The following is a 19065-nucleotide window of genomic DNA, read 5'->3' on the forward strand; positions in this document are numbered from 1 at the left end:
CCGAGCGCTGTCACAGCTGCCACACTGGCCTCTCCAGCACCAGCCCCAGGAGGCCCCTGTGATCCGCTCCACCCTGCGCCGCGCCGCCCTCGCACCGTTGGCCGCCGCGACGCTCGCCGCCGCCACCGTGGGGCTGGCCGGGACGGCCTCGGCCGCGCCCGCGGCCGGGTTCGAGACGCTCACACCGGTCTGCTCCGCCCAGCTGCCGATCACCCACCCGGGCTGCGTCGCGGGCACGTCCTACCGCGGCGCCCCGCTGCCGGACGGGACGCCGAACCAGATCGTCCAGCTCAGCGGGGACGACCGGTTCGCCACGGCCGCGGCCATCGCCGAGCACGGGTTCCCCGAGGCCGACGTCGCCGTCCTGGTCAGCGGTGAGGACCGCCACCTCGTCGACGCGCTGTCCGCGGCCCCGCTGGCCCGCAGCCTCGCCGCGCCCGTGCTGCTCGGGACGCGCGACTCCGTGCCCGCCGCCACCGCCTCCTACCTGCAGAAGCACCAGGTGAAGGCCGTGCTGCTCGTCGGCGGCGCCGACGCCCTCGGCGAGGCGACCACCGGCCGCCTGCAGGCGCTGGGGGTCACGAGCGTGGCGCGCGTGGCCGGCGTCGACCGCTACGCCACCTCGCGCGCCCTCGTCGCCCTCATGCCGAAGTCCACGCACGGCTGGGCGGCCTCGGGTGAGGACGCCCACCTCGTCGACGCCCTCGCGGCGTCCGGCCCGGCCGCGCGCCTGGCCGAACCGCTGCTCCTGGTCGCCGACGCCGACCCGCTGCCCGCGGCCGCCTCCCTGACGGCTCTCGGGGTGACGTCGACGACCGTGGCCGGCGGCCCGGAGGGCGTGGCGCCCGAGGCGCTGGCCCCGCTGCCCGCGCCGCAGCGGGCCGCCGGCACCGACCGCTACGGGACGGCGGCCGGGCTCGCCGCCGAATCGGTGGACCGCGGGGTGGACGCCGACGACCTGCTCTTCGCGCCCGGGGTGACCGGGCACCTCGTCGACGCCCTCGCCGCCGGTCCCCTGGGCCGGGCCACGCTGCTCGTCGGGGACGTCGACTCCTCCTACGACGTCGTCGAGGCGTGGTTCGACACGTACGGCGCCGGCCGGGTCACCGCGGTGGGCGCGGTCGAGATCGACGGCTGAGAACTCCCCGGTGAGGGGTCAGGTCCGGTCGAGCAGTTCCAGCAACCGGTCGACGAACACGACCTGACCCTTCACCAGCTTGTCCCGCGCGTCCTGCGGGGAGAACCACTGCGCGCGGTCGACCTCCGGGAACTCCGCCGTGCGTCCCGAGCGCGGGGGCCACTGCATCGTGAACGTCCCGGGGACGATCGTCGACACGTCGAGGTCCGCGCGGCCCGCCCACACGGTGACGACCTTGCCGGAGGACTGGCGGGCCTGCCCGATGTCGACGAGGTCGACGTCGGGGACGGGCAGCCCCAGTTCCTCGGAGAACTCCCGGCGCGCGGCGTCGAGCAGTTCCTCGCCCTCCTCCGGCTCCCCCTTGGGGATCGTCCAGGCGTGCTCGTCCTTGCGCTCCCACAGCGGCCCACCCATGTGCGCGAGGAGGAGTTCCACCCCGGTCCCGGTCTCGCGGTGCAGCAGGACACCGGCGCTCTGCTTCGGCATCCCGGCAGTGTCGCGTCCCGCGGCAGCGCCCGCCGCGCCGGGGCGAGGTGACACCCTGGACAGAGGTCAGCGGACGGACCACCCGGGCCCGTCGCCACCCCGCCCCGGAGGACCACCCGCGTGAGCAACCTCGAGCAGGACCCCGACCTCGTGCACTGCTCCGACGGCGGCGGGACGCCGGGGCTCGAACTCCTCGCCCCGCGCGACGTCCCCCTGGGTGGGCCCCGCGCGATGACGGTGCGCCGGACGCTGCCGCAGAAGCAGCGCAGCCTCATCGGCGCCTGGTGCTTCGTGGACCACTACGGTCCCGACCACGTCGCCGGCAGCGGGGGCATGCGCGTGCCCCGGCACCCGCACACCGGGCTCGCCACCGTCAGCTGGTTGTTCTCCGGGGAGATCGACCACCGCGACTCCGCCGGGTTCGCCGCCGTCGTGCGCCCCGGCGAGGTGAACCTCATGGTCGCCGGCCGGGGCATCTCGCACCAGGAGTTCTCCACGCCCGGGACCGAGGTCCTGCACGGGGCCCAGCTCTGGTACGCGCTGCCCGACAGCACCCGCCACATGGCGCCGACGTTCTCGCACCACGTCCCCGACCCGGTCGTGGTCGACGGCGCCGAGATCCGGGTGTTCATCGGTTCCCTCGCCGGCGCCACCTCCCCCGTGCCGACGCACACCCCGCCCCTGCTGGGGGCAGAGATCACCCTCTCCCCCGGAGCCCGCGTGGAATTGGCCGTCGACCCCGGGAACGAGCACGGCGTCCTCCTGGACAGCGGCGACCTGCGCCTCGGCGGAACGCAGGTCCCGCGTGACCACCTGGCCCACGTCCCGACCGGACGCACGCAGCTCGTCCTGGAGGCCGGCCGGGAACCGGTCCGCCTGCTGCTGCTCGGCGGCCGGCCCCTCGGGGAGCAGATCGTCATGTGGTGGAACTTCGTCGGCCGCGACCACGACGAGATCGCGGCCCACCGGGCCGCCTGGCAAGCCGAGATCGGCGCCGAGGCGGGCGAGCGCGGTGCGCCCCCGCGCTTCGGCACGTTCCCCGACGGGATGCCCGCGCCCCTGCCCGCTCCCGACCTGCCCGGGGTCCGCCTGCGCCCCCGCGGCTGACCCGGGGTCAGGCCCCGCGCGCCGGGACGTGCCGCAGTCCCGGACCGTCGTACGCCGACAGCGGGCGGATGAGGGAGTTCGCGGCGCGCTGCTCCACGACGTGCGCGGTCCAGCCGACGACGCGGGCCGCGACGAAGACCGGCGTGAACAGGTCGGTGTCCAGACCCAGCAGGTGGTAGGCGGGGCCCGCGGGGTAGTCGAGGTTCGGCTGGATGTCCTTCGCCTGCACCATCGCGGCCTCCAGCGCGTCCGAGAGTTCCAGCAGGTCCTCCCGGCCCCGGGCCGAGGCGAGGTCGCGCAGGGCGGCCTGCATGGTGGGGACGCGGGAGTCGCCGTGCCGGTAGACGCGGTGCCCGAACCCCATGACCTTGCGGTGGTTCTCCAGGGCGTCGGCGAGCCAGGCACGCGCTCGGTCCGGCGCCCCCTCCCCCGGGCCGATCTCCTCGAACGCCGCCCACACGGCTTCGTTCGCCCCACCGTGCAGCGGGCCCTTGAGCGCACCGACGGCAGCCGTGACCGCTGAGTGCAGGTCCGACAGGGTGGACGTGACGACGCGGGCGGCGAACGTCGAGGCGTTGAAGGAGTGCTCGGCGTACAGGACGAGCGAGGTCTCGAACGTGCGGACGGCGACCTCGTCGGGTTCCTCGCCCGTGACCGCCCAGAGGAAGTTCGCCGCGTACCCCAGGTCCTCGCGCGGGGCGGGCAGCTCCTGGCCGCGGCGCCGGCGCTGGGCGTACGCGACGACGGCCGGCAGCGCGGCGAAGAGGCGTTCGGCCTTGGCGAGTTCCGCGGCCGGGGAACTGTCCTCGGCCTGCGGGTCCAGCGCGCCCAGGACGCTGACGGCGGTGCGGACGACGTCCATGGGGTGCGCCGTCGTCGGCAGGTCGTCGACGACGCGACGGACCCGGTCGTCGAGCGCGCGCCCGGCCCGTTCGCGGTCGCGAAAGGCGTCGAGGGTCCCGGCGTCCGGCAGGTCACCGTCCCACAGCAACCGGGCGACCTCGTCGAACGAGCACCGCGTCGCCAGCTCCTGCACCGGGTACCCCCGGTAGAGCAGGGAGTTCGTGTCAGGGTCGACCTTCGAGATCGCGGTGGTGTCCGCGACGACCCCCGCCAGACCCTTGCTGATCGTCGGCTGGACGTTCGGGTGGGTCATCCCCGGTTCCCTTCCAGGCTGAAGTCGTACACGGAGGAGTCGAAGTCGCCGTAGCCGGCGTAGTCGACGAGGTCGTACAGCTCGGCGCGGGTCTGCATGTCGCCGACCACCGGTTCGAGGGTTCCGGAGGCGGTCAACCCCGCCAGCGCGCGGTCGGCCGCACCCATCGCGAGCCGCAGCAACGAGACGGGGTGGATGACGATGCGGACGCCGGCGTCGCGCAGCTGGGCGTGGGTGAACAGGTCGCTGCGCCCGAACTCGGTCATGTTGGCCAGGACGGGGACGTCGAGGGCGGTGCAGATCGCCTCGAACTCCGACAGGTCGGCCATGGCCTCGGCGAAGACCACGTCGGCGCCCGCGTCGACGAGGGCCTGGGCGCGCCGCACGGTCGCGTCGAAACCCTCCACCCCGCGGACGTCGGTGCGCGCGACGACGAGGAAGTCGGGGTCGCGCCGGGCGTCGACGGCGGCCCGGACGCGACGGACGGCGGTCGCCTCGTCGACGACCTGCTTGCCCTCCAGGTGCCCGCAGCGCTTGGGGTTGACCTGGTCCTCGACGTGGAGTCCCGCCACACCGGCGTCCTCCATGACCTGCACGGTGCGGGCGACGTTGAGGGGTTCACCGAACCCCGTGTCGGCGTCCACGAGGACGGGCAGGTCGGTGACCCGCGCGACCTGCGCGGACCGGCCCGCGACCTCGGTCAGCGTCGTCAGCCCGACGTCGGGCAGGCCGAGGTCGGCCGACAGGACGGCCCCGGAGACGTAGACGCCCTCGAACCCGTGCCGCTGCACGAGCCGGCCGGACAGGGGGTTGAAGGCACCGGGGAACCGCAGCAGTTCCGTCCCGGCCAGGGCCTGGCGGAACGCGGCGCGCTTGGCGCTCGGCGTCGTCGACGAGTACAGCACGGGGTTCTCCTCAGAACAGGCCGACGGGCAGGGGGACGGTCTCGAGCAGTTCCGGGGGCGCCACGACCTGCAGGTCGCGCACCTCCTCGGCGGTCAGTTCCGGCAACCGGCGGGCGAGGGCGGTGAACCGGGCGACCTCCTCGTCGGGCAGCACACCGGTCGCGAGGGTCGCGAGCTTGGCCTCGTACTGGGACCGCGTGAACGGGTGGGCACCCAGCGGGTGCGCGTCGGCGACGGCGATCTCGTCGACGACCGTCCGGCCGTCCGTGAGGCGGGCCTCGACCCGGGCGCCGAACGCCTTCCGGGCCGGGTCGGTCGCGTGGTAGCGCTCGGTCCACTCCGGGTCCTCGACGGTGGAGACCTTGCGCCACAGGGCGACGGTGTCGCGCCGGCCGGCGCGGGTGGAGGCGTAGGAGTCCACGTGGTGCCAGCCCCCGTCCTGCAGCGCCACGGCGAAGATGTACGGCACCGAGTGGTCCAGGGTTTCCCGGCTGGCCGTCGGGTCGTACTTCTGCGGGTCGTTCGCGCCGGACCCGATGACCACGTGGGTGTGGTGGGAGGTGTGCAGGACGATGCTCTCGACGTTCTGCGGGTCGCGCAGTTCCGGGTGCTCGTGGTGCAGGCGCCGCGCGAGGTCGATGACGGCCTGCGCCTGGTACTCCGCGGAGTGCTCCTTGGTGTACGTGTCGAGGATCGCCCGGCGGGACTCCCCAGGTTCTGGCAGTTCCACGGTGTAGTGCGCGTCGGGGCCGTCGAGCAGCCAGGCGATGACGCCGTCCTCGCCCTCGTAGATCGGCGCCGGGCTCGTCTGCCCGCGCATCGCCCGGTCCACGGCCTCGACCGCGACCTTGCCCGCGAACGCCGGCGCGTGCGCCTTCCAGGTGGAGATGGCGCCCTTGCGCGACTGCCGGGTGGCCGTGGTGGTGTGCAGGGCCTGGCCGATCGCCTGGTGGACGACCTCCGTGCGCAACCCGAGCATCGTCCCGAGCCCGGCCGCGACGGACGGCCCGAGGTGGGCGACGTGGTCGATCTTGTGGCGGTGCAGGGAGATGGCGCGCACGAGGTCGACCTGCACCTCGTAGGCCGTCACGATGCCGCGCAGCAGCTGCTCGCCGTCGCAGCCGACGTGCTGGGCGACCGCCAGCAGGGCAGGGACGTTGTCCCCGGGGTGGGAGTACTCGGCGGCGAGGAACGTGTCGTGGAAGTCGAGTTCACGGACCGCGACGCCGTTCGCCCACGCCGCCCACTCCGGCGACGTGGTCTCCGTCGTGCCGACGACGCGCGCCCCGTAACCTCCGCGCGACGGCGGGTGGTCCAGCGCCTGCGACCGCGCCGCGACCACCGGGGGTCGCAACAGGGACGCCGCACTCACTGCGGCGTTGTCCACGATCCGGTTGACGACCATCTCCGCGACGTCGTCGTCGACCGGGCCGCGGACGGCGATCTCGTCCGTCGCGAGCCGGGCGAGCTGCCAGGCGAGTTCGGCCTCGCGAGCGAACTCCTCGTCGCTGCGGTGGACGCGGACCTCGTGCTGCTTCACGCGCTCTCCTCGTCGTGCTGGTGGTGGGACGGGGTGTTCAGGTGTTCCCGGAAGTGCGACCGGCTGCGGTGCAGGTGGACGTGGACGGCGTGCGCGGCCAGGTCGGCGTCACCGGCGGCCAGCGCCTCGGCGATGAGCTGGTGCTCGGACGCGGCGGCGAGGAGCCGGGCGGGGTCGTGCCGGGCCAGGCGTCGGATGCGGACCAGGTGGGTGCGGACGTCGCTCAGCGCGCGGACCAGCCAGGGGTTCGCGACGGCCTCGTCGACCGCTGCGTCGAACTCCGCCGTGACGGCGTAGTAGCGGTCGAGCTCCCCGGCCCCGACGAGGGCCGCGGCGTGCCCGAAGCGGTCGGCGAACTGCGCGAAGACCGCGCGGCCCGGAGCCCGGGCGGCGAGGCGGGCGGCCTTGACCTCCAAGGCCTCGCGCACGTCGTAGAGCTGGTCGAGGTCGCCGAGGTCCAGCGGGGCGACGACGAGCCCGCGCCCGCCGACCGGTCGGGCCAGACCGTCGTGGACGAGCTTGGCGAAGGCCTCGCGGACGGGGGTGCGGGAGACGCCGAGCCGTGCGCTCTGCTCCAGCTCGGCCAGCACGGCACCGGGTGGGAGCTCGCCGTCGAGGACGTCGGCGCGGAGCTGGGCGTACGCCCGCTCGGTCGCCCCGCCACGTCGTTGTGCATGCATACGGACACCATCACTCCAGTCGAAGCGTTCGTCAAGGGTTCTGTGCATGCAGAACTGCCGGTTCAGCGGTCTCGGTAGCTTCGGGCCATGACCGACGAGAGCGACAGCGCAGGCGTGGTCGAGCGGACGCGGGCGGCGTTCGAGCGGGTGCTGCGCCTGGTGCCGGGAGACCCGCTGCTGAACCCACCGGCCACCGACGCCCAGCTCGACGCGGCGCAGGCCCACCTCGGCCGGTCGCTGCCGGCCGACGTCCGCGCCCTCTACCGACTCACCGACGGTCAGGTCCAGTACCGGCACGACGACCCGCGGTGGGCCGCGGGCCTGGTCGCCGGCGAACCCCTGCTGCCGCTCGCCGAGGTGCTGCTGCAGTGGGACCAGTGGGCGGGGTTCGAGGGCGAGACCGGCTTCGACGAGTTCGCGTCCTCGGCCCCGGAGGGCTTCGTCCACGCGAAGTACTCGGTGCGCGGCTGGATCCCGCTGACCCACGACGGCGGTGGCAACCACGTCGGCGTCGACCTCGACCCCGACGTGCGCGGGACCGTCGGGCAGGTCATCACCTTCGGCCGCGACGACGACCAGCACCAGGTGCTGGCTCCGTCCCTGCTCTCCTACCTCGACCAGCTCGCCGACCTGCTGGAGCAGGGGCTCGGCGTCCCGGGTGACGAGGACGGACCGTGGAGCCTGCGGGTGCCGCCCCGGACGTCGCCGTACTCGCTGTTCCGCGCGGAGGGGTAGGCGGTGGTGGACATCGTCGTGGAGGTCGGCGACTGGGAGCACGAGTGCTGCGGCCCCGCCTACGAGCGCGGTCAGGTGGTCGACCTGACCTGCATGGTGGTCACGACGCGCGACGGCACCACGTCCCTGGTCGAGACCCGGCACGAGCTCGGCGTCACCTGGCCGGTCGAGCACGTGCGCGGTCGAGTGGTCGACGTCGAGGTGGTCCTGGAGGACGGGACCCCGCGCTCGATCCTGCGGGTTCCCGATGGGTCGGCGCTGTGCGGGTTCAGCGAGGACGACGGCCACCTCGAGGATCCGTGGACCGGGGAGGTCGTCCTGCGCACGCGCAACGAGTTCCGGGTCACCGTGCGGGTCCCGGGCTCGCGGGTGCCGGGCGCGCCGTCGCCCTACCGCACCTGAGAACCTCCCGGAACGCCCGACGGGACACCGGAACCGTGGCGCCGGGGACCCTGACGGGGTTACCCTCGAGTCGTCGGGTACCCCGCGCCCGGAGCCTTCGTGCCCCGGTTCGCCGAGATCGCGGGGCTTTCGAGATGACGCACCACCGGACCATGCGCTTCCACGTGTCCTCCTGGGAGATCGGCTGCTGCTCACCGAAACCCTTGGTGGGACAGCGGCTTGAGGGTTACCGGCCGCTCGTCGTGCCCGCCTCGCCGGGGGACGGCTGGGACGACCTCGCCGAGGAACTGGACCTCGACGCCCTACCGCCCGAGGTGCGACGGCCTGACGGCGCCCACGGGGTCGTGCGCGGGTTCCTGCTCGGGGAGTTCCACGTCACCGAGCAGGCGCCACCACCACCGGTCCGGGGCACCGTCCTGCGGGTCCGGGTGACATCGCTGGACCGGCGCCTGGAAGGTCGCGGTGACACCTGGCCGAACGGGGAACCGCAGATCTGCTGGTACCCGGTGGCGGGGAGCCTGCGCTACCGGGAGGTCACCACCCCCGACTGGGAGTTCTCCCCGCACGTCCCCCGCGGGGACGCCGCGGTCGGTGACGTTGCGCCGGGACAAGAGGACGGGGTCCTCGTCGACCTCCTCCTCGACGCGGCCCACTGACCGTGCCCGGGGGACCGTCAGGAGTTCACATTCAGGTCCCCCACCCCGTCGAACCAGTCGAGCACGGCCCTTTCGTAGCGCAGCCCGAAGTCCAGGGTCACGAGGTCGAGACGGCCGGCTCCGGCCGCGCGCGACTGCTCGTCCTGGAGCCGGTAGGCCTCCCACCGCGCCTGGTGGATCGCGCGGTGGGTGGCGAGGAACTCGGCGAGCCGCTCCGGCGGGAGGTGGCGGGCGAAGGCCAGCGTCAGCAGGAGCGGGTAGCGGATGTTCTCCTCGCCGGGGGTTTCCGCGATCCACGCGCGGAACACCTCCCGCCCCTCGTCGGTGAGCCGGTAGACCCGACGGTCTCGAGCCCCGGTCGAATCGGTCTCGATGAGACCGGAGTCCGCCATCGCCGCGAGTTCCCGGTACACCTGGCTGCGGGTCAGGGACCAGAAACCCCCGATGCGGACCCGCGCGGTCTCCATCAGGTCCCACCCCGACTGCGGTCCTTCGTGCAGGAACCCCAGGAGCGACCCCACGGTCGCGTTGACGCCGGACACCGCACTCCCCCTTGACAGTCCACTGTGGACAGACGACGTTGGTACGACCGTCCACAAGGGAAGGTACGACATGGATGCGCACGCACTGCTGCTCGGCACGCACATCGCCGCCGGGTGCACCGGTCTGGTCGTGGGCGCTGCGGCGCTCGCGGTCCCCAAGCGCCGCGGCTGGCACGTGCGCTGCGGTCGCGCCTACCAGGTGGTCGTGGCCGTCATGACCTCCTCGGCCGTGGTCCTCGCCGTCACCGCTCCGCGGACGCTGTGGGGTCTGCTCGTCATCGCCGTCGCCACCGAGACGGCCGCCCTGGCCGGGTGGGTCGTGGCCCGCCGGCGGCGACCGGGCTGGCTCCCGGTGCACGTCTCGCTGGTGGCCGGGTCCTACGTCTCCTTCGTCACGGCGGCGCTCGTCGTGAACTGGTCCAGCCCCCTCGCGTGGGTGCTGCCGACACTCGTGGGCTCCCCGCTCATCGCGTGGACCGCACGCCGCGTGGGCCGCGCCGGTCCACGCCGGGAACTCGCTACCGTGCCGCGGTGAGTTCCGACCGCGTCCGGCAGGCCTACTCGGCGATGGCCGGCGTCTACCTCGAGCGGCTCGCGACGATGGACGTCGTCCACCCCGACGACCGACGGCTCATCGAGCGGTTCCTGACGGACCTGGGCGGGCCCGTGCTCGACCTCGGCTGCGGTCCGGGTCACCTCTCGGCGCACCTGCACGCCGCGGGTTGCGACGTGACGGGCCTCGACCTGGTCCCGGAGTTCCTGGCGCACGCCCGCGCGACGTACCCGGACGTCCCGTTCCTGCAGGATTCCCTCACGGCCCTGGACCGACCGGACGGATCGGTGGCCGGCGTCCTCAGCTGGTACTCCCTGATCCATCAGGAGCCGGAGGAACTCGACGGGTCCCTCGCCGAGGTCCGGCGTGTGCTGGCACCCGGCGGTGCACTCGTCATCGGTTTCTTCGAGGGACCGGTGCGGGAACCGTTCGCGCACCGCGTCACGACGGCCCACCGCTGGCCGGTGGAGGAGATGTCGGCGCGGCTGGCGGCGCACGGTCTCGCCGAACGGGAACGGCTGTTCCGCGGCCAGGACGGGGAACGGCGACCGCACGGGGCGATCGCGGCCGTGGCCGTCTGACGCCGGGTCACCTCGGGGCCACCGGCTCCACACGCGCAGTTCACGCCGCGGCCGACGGGATGCGCGATCTTGTGCGGCACCCGTCCTCCGACCCCTCGGGAGTTCCCGTGTCCGTCACCGCCACGGCCCTGCGCGGTTCCGCCGCCGCCCTCGCGCTCGCCCTGCTGCCGATCTCGTCCGCGTCCGCCGCACCCGCACCGCGGTGGGCCACCGTCGGGCCGACCGCCGCGACCCCGTCGGTCCACGACGACACCGCGGGCGGGAAGGCCGACGCCGACGACCCGGCGATCTGGGTCTCGCCCACGGCTCCGGCGGACTCCGTCGTCCTGGGCACCCTCAAGAACGGTGGCCTCGACGTGTACACGCTCGACGGTTCACTGCTGCAGCACGTCGACGCGGGCGAGGACGGCCGCTGGAACAACGTCGACGTCGTCCAGGGCGCACGCATCGGCGACCGGGTCCTCGACCTGGCGGTGGTGAGCGACCGCGGCCGCGACCGGTTGCGCGTCTTCGCGATCGATCCGCGCGGAGCGGCCGCCGGGGCTCGAGTGGTCCGCGACGTCACGGCCCCCGACGCATCCCGGGTCTTCAGCGCGACCGAGGCGGACGTGGCGGACCAGGAGACGGCCTACGGCGTCGCGGCCGGACGCCTGTCCGACGGGTCGGTGCGCGTCCTGGCGACGCGCCGCCACAGCACGGACTTCGCCGTCCTCGACCTCGTCCCCGGCCCGGCCGGCACCGTCGGCTACCGCCAGCGGCTGCGCAGTTCCCTGCCCGGTTCCTTCGCCGTCCCCGGCGGCTCGTGGTCGCCGTGCGAGGAACCCGGCGAAGGTCCGCAGATGGAGGGGTCGGTGTTCGACCCGACGTCGGGCGACTGGTTCGTGGCGCAGGAGGACGTCGGGATCTGGCGCATCTCGGGCGACACCTGGAGCCGGTGGCTCGTCGACCGCGTCCGCGACTTCGGGGTTCCCGCGACGTGGGACGAGGCCTCGGAGTCCTGCCGCATCACCGGAGCCGACCCCGGTCTGGGCGGGACGCGGCTGTCGGCCGACGCGGAGGGCCTGACGATCGCCCACGACCGCCGCGGGACGCACCTGTTCGCCTCCAGCCAGGGCGACAGCACCTTCGCCGTCTACTCGCTGCGCGGTCGCTCGGCCGCGTACACCGGGGGTTTCGCCGTCGTCGACTCCCCGACGGCGGACGGCGCCCAGCACAGCGACGGCGCCGCCGTCACGACCGCGGCCCTCGGACCGCGCTTCCCGCACGGCCTGTTCGTCACGCAGGACGGGGAGTCGACCCGTCCCGGCGACGAGGACCGCGTGAGCACGGGGTTCCGCTTCGTCCCGCTGGAGAGGATCGCCACGCCGCTGGGGTGGTGACCGGCGACCTCAGCGGAAGACGACGGTGCTGTGCCCGTTGAGCAGCACCCGCTGCTGGCAGTGCCACTTCACCGCGCGGGACAGCGCCAGCGCCTCCGCGTCCCGGCCGACCGTCGCGAGGGCGGCCGGGTCGTGGGTGTGGTCGATGCGGATGACCTCCTGCTCGATGATCGGGCCCTCGTCGAGGTCCGGCGTCACGTAGTGGGCGGTCGCGCCGACGAGCTTCACGCCGCGGTCGAACGCCTGGTGGTAGGGCTTGGCGCCCTTGAACCCCGGCAGGAAGGAGTGGTGGATGTTGATGGCGCGTGCTCGCAGGGCGCGGCACGCGTCGTCGGAGAGCACCTGCATGTAGCGAGCGAGCACGACGAGGTCCGCGTCGTACTCGGCCACCAGGTCCAGCAGCCTCGCCTCCGCCTCGGGTTTCGTCGCGGCCGTGACCGGCACGTGGACGAACGGCAACCCGGCCGCCTCGGCCATGGGGCGCAGGTCCTCGTGGTTGGAGACCACCGCCACGATCTCGCCGCCGAGACTGCCGGACCGCCAGCGGAACAGCAGGTCGTTCAGGCAGTGCCCCATCTTCGAGACCATGACGAGGATGCGCGGCTGCCGGTCCCCGCCGAACTGGAACTCCATGTCGAACGACGACGCCGTCGCCGCGAACTCCTGGGTGAGGCGCTCGACGTCGATGTCCCCCGAGACGCTGCTGAACGCGGTGCGGGAGAAGAACCGGCCGGTGTGGACGTCGTCGAACTGCTGGTGCTCGGTGATGTCGCAGCCGTGCTGGTAGACGAACGACGTGACGGCGTTGACGATGCCCGGCCGCTGGGGGCAGCTGAGGGTCAGGACGGCGGTGCTGGTCATGGCTGCTCCTGGACGGTCGGTACGGGCTGCGACGGGGCGAGAGGCGATCAGCCGCGGATGCGCTGCATCTCGGGGTCGACGAGGGGTTCGGCGGCGACGGTCGCGGCGACCTTCCGCCCGAACCACTCGATCTCGACGGCCGTCCCGACCACCGCGGACGCGGCCGGCAGCCAGGCGTAGGCGATGGGCCGGCCGACGGTGTGGCCGAAGGCCGCGCTCGTCACGTACCCCTGGACCTCCCCGCCGACCGACACCGGTTCGGACCCCAGGACGACGCTGCGGCCGTCGTCGACGGTGAGGCAGGTCAGCTTGCGCTGCACGGTGTCGTCGCCGACGCCCTCGAGCGCTGGTCCGCCGCGGAACGATTCCAGCGGCGAGCGGACGGCGAACCCGACACCGGCCTCCCAGGGGTTGTGCTGTGCCGTCATGTCCGTGCCCCACGAGCGGTAGCCCTTCTCCAGCCGCAGGCTGTTGAAGGCGGCGCGACCGGCGGGGACGACGCCGAACTCCCGGCCCGCCTCGAACAGCACGTCCCACAACCGGCCGGCGAGCTCGGCGCTGACGTAGATCTCCCAGCCGAGTTCCCCGACGTAGGACAGGCGCAGCGCCGTGACCGGGACCCCGCCGATGGTGGCGTGCTTCCCGCGGAAGTACTTCAGGCCCTCGTTGCTGAAGTCGTCGGTCGACACCTTCTCCACGACGCGCCGCGCGTCCGGTCCCCAGAGCCCGATGCACGCCGTCCCGCCGGTCACGTCGCGGACGTGGACGGGGCCGAACTCCTCGGCGTGCCGCGCAGCCTGCTGCTCGAGGAACACGTCGTCCTGGTGCCCGTTCGCGCCGACCTGGAACACGTCCGCGGCCAGACGGGCGACGGTGACGTCGCTGCGGATGCCGCCGTCCTCCTCCAGGAACAGCGTGTAGGTGACCGAGCCGACGGACTTGTCCATCTTCGAGGTCGTCAGCCGTTCGAGCAGGGCGACGGCACCGGGGCCGGACACCTCCAGTCGCTTGAGGGGTGTCATGTCGTACATCGCGACGGCCGTGCGCGTCTTCCACGCCTCGACGGCCGCGACCGGGGAGTGGAACTGCGCGGCCCAGGGCTCCCGAGCCGGCGGCTGCCACTCCGCGGGCAGCTCGTCGAGCAGCGCGGCGTTCTCCTCGTACCAGTGCGGCCGCTCCCAGCCGGCCGACTCCAGGAAGAAGGCGCCCAGGTCGCGCTGGCGGGAGTGGAACGGGCTGACCCGGACGTCGCGCGGGGACGTGCGGGGCTGCAGCGGGTGCAGTACGTCGTAGATCTCGACGAAGTTCTGCTGGGACGTCTCGCTGACGTAGCTCTCGGTCAGCTGCACCTCCTCGAAGCGGTGCACGTCGAGGCCGTGCAGGTCGTACTCGGAGAACCCGTCGACGAGGGTCTGCGCGAGGGCCTTCGCCACGCCGGCGGAATGGGTGACCCACACGGCCTCGGCGATGTGGAAACCCGCGACGTCGCGGGACTCCCCGACGAGGGACCCGCCGTCGGGGGTGAAGGAGAAGATCCCGTTGAACCCCTCCTCGACCTTGGTGCCGCGCAGCGCGGGGAGGAGGTCCTGGCTGTCCTCCCAGCTCGGCGCGAAGTCCTCCTCGGTGAAGGGCAGCATCGACGGCATGGCCGCCGCGGTGACCTCGCCCTCGGGCAGTTCGTCGAGCCGGACGGGCATGGGCCGGTGGGCGTAGGAACCGATCCCGATGCGGTCGACGTGCTCGCGGTAGTACAGGTCCTTGTCCTGGTGGCGCAGGATGGGCAGCGAGGCCTCGCTCAGGTCGGTGTTGCGGCCGACGAGGTCGGGCACCTGCCCTGTCTTCACGTACTGGTGCGCCAGCGGGAGCAGCGGCACCCGCATGCCGACGAGCTCCCCGACCTCCGGCCCCCAGAACCCGGCGCAGCTGACGACGACGTCGGCCGGCACGGTGCCCTCAGCGGTCCGGACGCCCGTGACCCTGCCGTGGGCGTGCTCGACGGCCACGACGCGCTGCAGGCCGCGGAACTCGGCGCCGCGGGCGGTGGCGCGGCGCACGAGCGCCGTGACCGCGCGGTGGGCCTTGGCCAGGCCGTCGGTCCGCACGTGCAGGCCACCGAGGACCTTCTCCGGGTCGAGCAGCGGGTGCAGGGCGACGCACTCGGCCGGGCTGATCAACTCCGCTCCGGCCACGCCCCACGACTGCGTCCAGCCGAGCTTGCGCTGCAGGTCGGTCCACCGCTCGGGGGTCGTCGCGACCTCCAGCCCGCCGACCTGGTTGAAGCACCACGCCCCGTCCACGTCGAGGCCCTTGAGCTTCTCGACGGTGTACTGCGCGAGGTGGGTCATGGTCCGGGAGGAGTTCGTCTGGAACACCAGACCCGGCGCGTGGGAGGTCGAGCCACCCGGCAGCGGCAGCGGTCCCTGGTCCAGGACGGTCACCCGCGTCCAGCCGCGCTCGGTCAGCTCGTCCGCGAGGTTCGCGCCGACGATGCCGGCACCGATGATGACCACGCGAGGGGTCGTGCTCATGGGGGTTCCTCCTCCGCCGGCGGGTCCCGGCTGCTCGTGTCGTGCGGGGTGGAGCGCGCGGATCAGTCCTGGTCGACCGGCCCTGGACGGAACTCCAGCGCGGCGTCGGCCAGCCAGGCGGCGAGGTACCCGGCGAAGGACGTGCGGACGAGCACCTCGAACTCGTCCCCGCCGTCCCCGAGGGCGAGCAGGACGACCCCGGCCTGGGCGAGGTTCGTCTGCGCGCACGACCCCGCGGGGAACCGGCGGGGGTCGACGTCGACGGCCGTCCCCGCCCGCAGCAGTTCCTGCGCGTGCGGGCCGTGCAACCGCAGCACCACCCGCTGCGCGGAGACGTCGGTCGCGGCGCCGCCGACCGGGGCGAGGCGGGAGCGCAGCGCGTCCTCGAGGCCCCAGGGGGGCGCGGTCTCGTCCAGCACGAGCCACTCGTCGGGGCCGAGCCAGACGACCTTGCCCGCACTCGTCCGCACCCAGGTGTTCGCCCGCGTCGGGAGTTCGGCACCCAGGACGTCAGCGGCGGCCCGCGCCGCCGCACCACCGCGCTCGGCCCGCACGACGGCCATGGCCGTGAACGGCCGCGCCTCGACGTGGCCGGCGGTGAGGGTCGTCAGCTGCGCCGGGTCGGCGAGCGGGTGGGTGCGGGCGAGGGTGGGGGTCGGGTCAGCCATCGCGACGGGCTCCTTCGGGGTCGACGAGGACGGGACCGGTGACCTCGACGGCCACCAGGCGGTTCCCCACGGGCACGTGGAGGGTCTCCCCGTGCCGGGAGGCACCGCCCTTCAGGAGGGCCAGCGCGAAGGGACGGTCCAGGAACGCGCTGCGGTAGCTGGAGGTCACGTGCCCGAGCATCGGCACCGGCGGCGGGGGCAGTTCCCCGTCCTCCTGGAACGCGATGAGCTGCGACCCCTCCGGCAGGACGGTGTCGCGGTCCACCGGCAGCACCCCGACGAGCTGCTTGCGGTCGGTGCGCTGGTTCTCGGCGCGGGCGAAGGACCGCTTGCCGACGAAGTCGGGCTTCTTCTTCGACACCACCCACGACATGCCCAGGTCCTGCGGCGTCACGGTGCCGTCGGTGTCCTGGCCGATGATCGGGTAGCCCTTCTCGGCGCGCAGGACGTGCATCGTCTCGGTGCCGTAGGGCGTGATGCCGAACCGCTCCCCCGCGGCGACGAGACGCTCCCACACGGCCGGCGCGTACCAGCCGTTGACGTGGACCTCCCAGGCGAGCTCGCCGGAGAAGCTGATGCGCGCGAGTCGGACGGGGACGCCCTCGAACTCGACGCCGCGCCAGGTCATGAACTCGAACGCCTCGGCGGAGGCGTCGACGCCGAACACCTCGCCGATGACGTCGCGCGATCGCGGACCCACGACGGGGAACGCCGCCCACTGCTCGGTGACCGAGGCGAGGTGGACGCGCAGGTCGGGCCACTCCGTCTGCAGCCACTCCTCCATCCAGTCCAGGACCTTCGCGGCGCCGCCCGTCGTCGTCATGACGAGGAACCGGTCGTCGGCGACGCGCAGCACCGTGCCGTCGTCGAGCACCATGCCGTCGGCCCCGCACATGACGCCGTAGCGGACCTTGCCGACCTTGAGGGAACTCATGAGGTTCGTGTAGAGCCGGTCGAGGAACTCCCCCGCGTCCGGTCCCTGCACGTCGATCTTGCCGAGGGTCGAGCCGTCGAGGATGCCCACGCCCGTGCGGGCGGCGGCGCACTCGCGCAGGACGGCGGCCTCCATGTCCTCACCGGGCTGCGGGTAGTACCGCGGGCGCTTCCACTGGCCGACGTCCTCGAAGACGGCGCCGTGCAGCACGTGCCAGTCGTGCAGGACGGTCGTGCGGACGGGGTCGAACAACTCCCCGCGGTCGCGGCCGGCGAGGGTCGCGAACGACACGGGCGTGTAGGGCGGGCGGAACGTCGTGGTGCCCACGGCCTCCGGACCGCGGCCGAGGAGTTGCCCGAGGATCCCCGTGGCGACGATCCCGGACGTCTTGCCCTGGTCGTGCGCCGTGCCGATCGTCGTGTACCGCTTGACGTGCTCGGGCGAGCGGAGCCCGGCACCCACGGCCCGCTCGATGTCGGCGACCGTCGCGTCGCGCTGGACGTCCACGAACTGGCGGCTGGAGTCGCCGTCGGGGTCCGGCACGAACCACAGCAGCGCCGGCGGCTGCGTCGGTGCCTGGGCCGCGGCGACGGGCAGGTCGTCCTGGTCGGCCGGGTCCAGGTCCAACGCCTCCAGGACGGAACGGGTCTCCTCCCGGCCCTGGGTCAGCGCCCCGGCGAGGCTGAACTCGCCGCTCGCGGCCCCCACGACCGTCAGACCGGACAACCTCTCGGCGGGCAGGAACGCCCCGAGCCCGGCGTCGAACCGGAGACGGCCCCTCGCCTGGCTGAACAGGTGGACGGCGGGGTTCCAGCCCCCGCTGACGAGCAGCAGGTCGCAGTCGAGGTCGGTGGGGTCCGAACCGTCGCGTCCGGCGACGACGGCTCCGCCGACCCGGTCGGTTCCACGGGTCCCCGTCACGACCGCGCCGGTCCGCAGCGGGATCGAGCGCCGCTGGAGTTCCGCGGCCCAGCCGGTGGGAGCCTCCTGGCGGACGTCCACGACGGCGGCGACCTCGACACCCGCGTCGGCGAGGTCGACGGCCGCGGCGTACGCGGAGTCGTTCGTGGTGAAGACGACCGCGCGGGACCCCGGCAGGACCCCGTAGCGGTGCAGGAACGTGCGCGCCGCGCCGGCGAGCATGGTGCCGGGGCGGTCGTTGTCGGTGAAGACGACGGGCCGCTCGTGGCTGCCGGTGGCGACGAGGACGTGCTCGGCGCGGATGCGGTGCACCCGTTGGCGCGAGAGGTTCTCCGGCGCCTGCGCGCCGAGGTGGTCGGTGCGTCGTTCGACGGCGAGGACGAACCCGTCGTCGTAGACGCCGAACGCGGTCGTGCGCTGCAGGTGGGTGACGTCGGCGTACCCGGCGAGCTCGGCGGTCGCGCGTGCCACCCAGTCGGTGGCGGGGGCGCCGTCGAGGACGTCGGTCGTGCCGAGCAGGGACCCGCCGGCCTCGGACTGCTCGTCGACGAGCGCGACCCGCGCGCCGGCCCGGGCGGCGGTCAGCGCGGCCTGCAGACCGGCCGGCCCGGCGCCGATGACGAGCACGTCGACGTGCAGGTGGCGGCTGTCGTAGCGGGCGGTGTCCGCGATCTCCGCCAGTCGCCCCTGGCCCGGGATCCCCTCGACCGCGAGGCCGTCGAACACCTCGACGGTGGTGGCGAGCAGCATGGGCTCGGGGAACGGTTCCTCGACCTGGAGCAGACCGCCCGGGTCCTCGGCCCAGGCGGCACCGATCCCGCGGGGACGGCCCAGCTTGATGCTCGTCCCGACCTGGTGGCGGCCGTGGGCGAGCAGGGCCGAGGCGACGGTGTCGCCCGGGTGCGCCGTCAGGGTCTCGCCGCCGAACCGGAACTCCAGCACGCGGCTGCGGTCGATGCGGCCGCCGTCGGCGGTGCGGAAGGGTGCGTGCGCCGTGGGCGAGGTGTCGGTGCTCACCGGACCACCGGTCCCTTCTCCTGCGCGGTGTAGACCCGCGTGAACTGGTAGGTGACGGTGTCGCGTTCGGCGTTGAACCACCGCCGGCAGCCGGCCGCGTGCGACCAGCGCTCGCGGAACAGGCCCTTGGGGTTGTCCCGGAAGAACAGGTACTCGGCCCACTCGCGGTCGTCCAGCGCGGCGGGCTCGGCGGGGTAGGCGACGTGCGCCTGGCCGCCGTAGTGGAACTCGACCTCTTCCCGCGGCCCGCACCAGGGGCACTCGATCAACTGCACG

At 73.5% G+C, this 19065-nt stretch carries 19 protein-coding genes; 8 read left to right on the forward strand and 11 right to left on the reverse strand.

What is annotated here, in order from left to right:
- Positions 1–58 precede the first annotated feature (58 nt).
- Positions 59–1138 (forward strand): cell wall-binding repeat-containing protein, encoded by a 1080-nt coding sequence (locus AB1207_RS20615; RefSeq protein ID WP_367640385.1) that lies wholly within the window; start codon positions 59–61, stop codon positions 1136–1138.
- Between the two features lie 18 nt (positions 1139–1156).
- Here AB1207_RS20615 and AB1207_RS20620 read toward each other — a convergent pair whose 3' ends face one another.
- Entirely contained in the window at positions 1157–1624 is a 468-nt protein-coding gene (locus AB1207_RS20620) for an NUDIX hydrolase (protein WP_367640387.1), read from the reverse strand.
- A gap of 120 nt (positions 1625–1744) precedes the next feature.
- On the opposite strand from AB1207_RS20620, the gene AB1207_RS20625 reads away from it, so the two are divergent.
- The gene (locus AB1207_RS20625) at positions 1745–2731 is read left to right on the forward strand and encodes a pirin family protein (RefSeq protein ID WP_367640388.1); all 987 of its coding nucleotides are present in this window, start codon (positions 1745–1747) and stop codon (positions 2729–2731) included.
- Between the two features lie 7 nt (positions 2732–2738).
- On the opposite strand, the gene AB1207_RS20630 is transcribed toward AB1207_RS20625, so the two are convergent.
- The 4 genes from AB1207_RS20630 to AB1207_RS20645 are packed head-to-tail and all read right to left on the reverse strand — an operon-like array spanning position 2739 to position 7012.
- Positions 2739–3887 carry a bifunctional 2-methylcitrate synthase/citrate synthase gene (locus AB1207_RS20630; protein ID WP_367640390.1) on the reverse strand — a complete coding sequence of 383 codons (1149 nt, stop codon included), beginning with the start codon at positions 3885–3887 and terminating at the stop codon, positions 2739–2741.
- Positions 3884–4792, reverse strand: a complete 909-nt coding sequence (gene prpB, locus AB1207_RS20635) for a methylisocitrate lyase (protein ID WP_367640392.1) — start codon at positions 4790–4792, stop codon at positions 3884–3886. Before prpB ends, AB1207_RS20630 begins: the two co-directional genes overlap by 4 nt.
- A gap of 10 nt (positions 4793–4802) precedes the next feature.
- Positions 4803–6332, reverse strand: coding sequence for an MmgE/PrpD family protein (locus AB1207_RS20640; protein ID WP_367640393.1), 1530 nt, complete (start codon positions 6330–6332; stop codon positions 4803–4805).
- Entirely contained in the window at positions 6329–7012 is a 684-nt protein-coding gene (locus AB1207_RS20645; RefSeq protein WP_367640395.1) for a GntR family transcriptional regulator, read from the reverse strand. The genes AB1207_RS20640 and AB1207_RS20645 overlap by 4 nt, the downstream gene beginning before the upstream one ends.
- Before the next feature lie 87 nt (positions 7013–7099).
- Here AB1207_RS20645 and AB1207_RS20650 point away from each other — a divergent pair, with 87 nt between their 5' ends.
- From AB1207_RS20650 to AB1207_RS20660, 3 genes are all read left to right on the forward strand, one after another.
- Positions 7100–7747, forward strand: coding sequence for an SMI1/KNR4 family protein (locus AB1207_RS20650; protein ID WP_367640396.1), 648 nt, complete (start codon positions 7100–7102; stop codon positions 7745–7747).
- A gap of 3 nt (positions 7748–7750) precedes the next feature.
- Positions 7751–8149, forward strand: coding sequence for a hypothetical protein (locus AB1207_RS20655; RefSeq protein WP_367640397.1), 399 nt, complete (start codon positions 7751–7753; stop codon positions 8147–8149).
- 134 nt (positions 8150–8283) lie between these two features.
- Entirely contained in the window at positions 8284–8805 is a 522-nt protein-coding gene (locus tag AB1207_RS20660) for a hypothetical protein (RefSeq protein ID WP_367640399.1), read from the forward strand.
- A 17-nt stretch (positions 8806–8822) separates the two neighbouring features.
- On the opposite strand, the gene AB1207_RS20665 is transcribed toward AB1207_RS20660, so the two are convergent.
- A complete protein-coding gene (locus AB1207_RS20665) occupies positions 8823–9347 on the reverse strand; it encodes a PadR family transcriptional regulator (RefSeq protein WP_367640401.1) in 525 nt (174 codons plus the stop codon).
- A gap of 70 nt (positions 9348–9417) precedes the next feature.
- On the opposite strand from AB1207_RS20665, the gene AB1207_RS20670 reads away from it, so the two are divergent.
- From AB1207_RS20670 to AB1207_RS20680, 3 genes are all read left to right on the forward strand, one after another.
- Positions 9418–9882: a hypothetical protein gene (locus AB1207_RS20670; protein WP_367640402.1), complete on the forward strand. Its 465-nt coding sequence runs from the start codon at positions 9418–9420 to the stop codon at positions 9880–9882.
- Positions 9879–10481: a class I SAM-dependent methyltransferase gene (locus tag AB1207_RS20675; protein ID WP_367640403.1), complete on the forward strand. Its 603-nt coding sequence runs from the start codon at positions 9879–9881 to the stop codon at positions 10479–10481. The genes AB1207_RS20670 and AB1207_RS20675 overlap by 4 nt, the downstream gene beginning before the upstream one ends.
- A 107-nt stretch (positions 10482–10588) precedes the next feature.
- Complete coding sequence (locus AB1207_RS20680) at positions 10589–11860, forward strand: phytase (RefSeq protein WP_367640405.1); 1272 nt, start codon at positions 10589–10591, stop codon at positions 11858–11860.
- Between the two features lie 9 nt (positions 11861–11869).
- On the opposite strand, the gene purU is transcribed toward AB1207_RS20680, so the two are convergent.
- From purU to AB1207_RS20705, 5 genes are all read right to left on the reverse strand, one after another.
- Positions 11870–12721, reverse strand: a complete 852-nt coding sequence (purU, locus tag AB1207_RS20685) for a formyltetrahydrofolate deformylase (RefSeq protein ID WP_367640407.1) — start codon at positions 12719–12721, stop codon at positions 11870–11872.
- 47 nt (positions 12722–12768) lie between these two features.
- Complete coding sequence (locus tag AB1207_RS20690; protein WP_367640409.1) at positions 12769–15249, reverse strand: GcvT family protein; 2481 nt, start codon at positions 15247–15249, stop codon at positions 12769–12771.
- 62 nt (positions 15250–15311) lie between these two features.
- Positions 15312–15917: a sarcosine oxidase subunit gamma gene (locus tag AB1207_RS20695; RefSeq protein WP_367640410.1), complete on the reverse strand. Its 606-nt coding sequence runs from the start codon at positions 15915–15917 to the stop codon at positions 15312–15314.
- On the reverse strand, positions 15910–18789 hold the full coding sequence (locus AB1207_RS20700) for an FAD-dependent oxidoreductase (RefSeq protein WP_367640411.1): 2880 nt from the start codon (positions 18787–18789) through the stop codon (positions 15910–15912). The genes AB1207_RS20695 and AB1207_RS20700 overlap by 8 nt, the downstream gene beginning before the upstream one ends.
- Positions 18786–19064: a sarcosine oxidase subunit delta gene (locus AB1207_RS20705; protein ID WP_367640413.1), complete on the reverse strand. Its 279-nt coding sequence runs from the start codon at positions 19062–19064 to the stop codon at positions 18786–18788. The genes AB1207_RS20700 and AB1207_RS20705 overlap by 4 nt, the downstream gene beginning before the upstream one ends.
- Between the last annotated feature and the right edge of the window lies 1 nt (position 19065).

Origin of the sequence: Kineococcus endophyticus (genome assembly GCF_040796495.1) — a bacterium.
Taxonomy (GTDB): domain Bacteria; phylum Actinomycetota; class Actinomycetes; order Actinomycetales; family Kineococcaceae; genus Kineococcus; species Kineococcus endophyticus.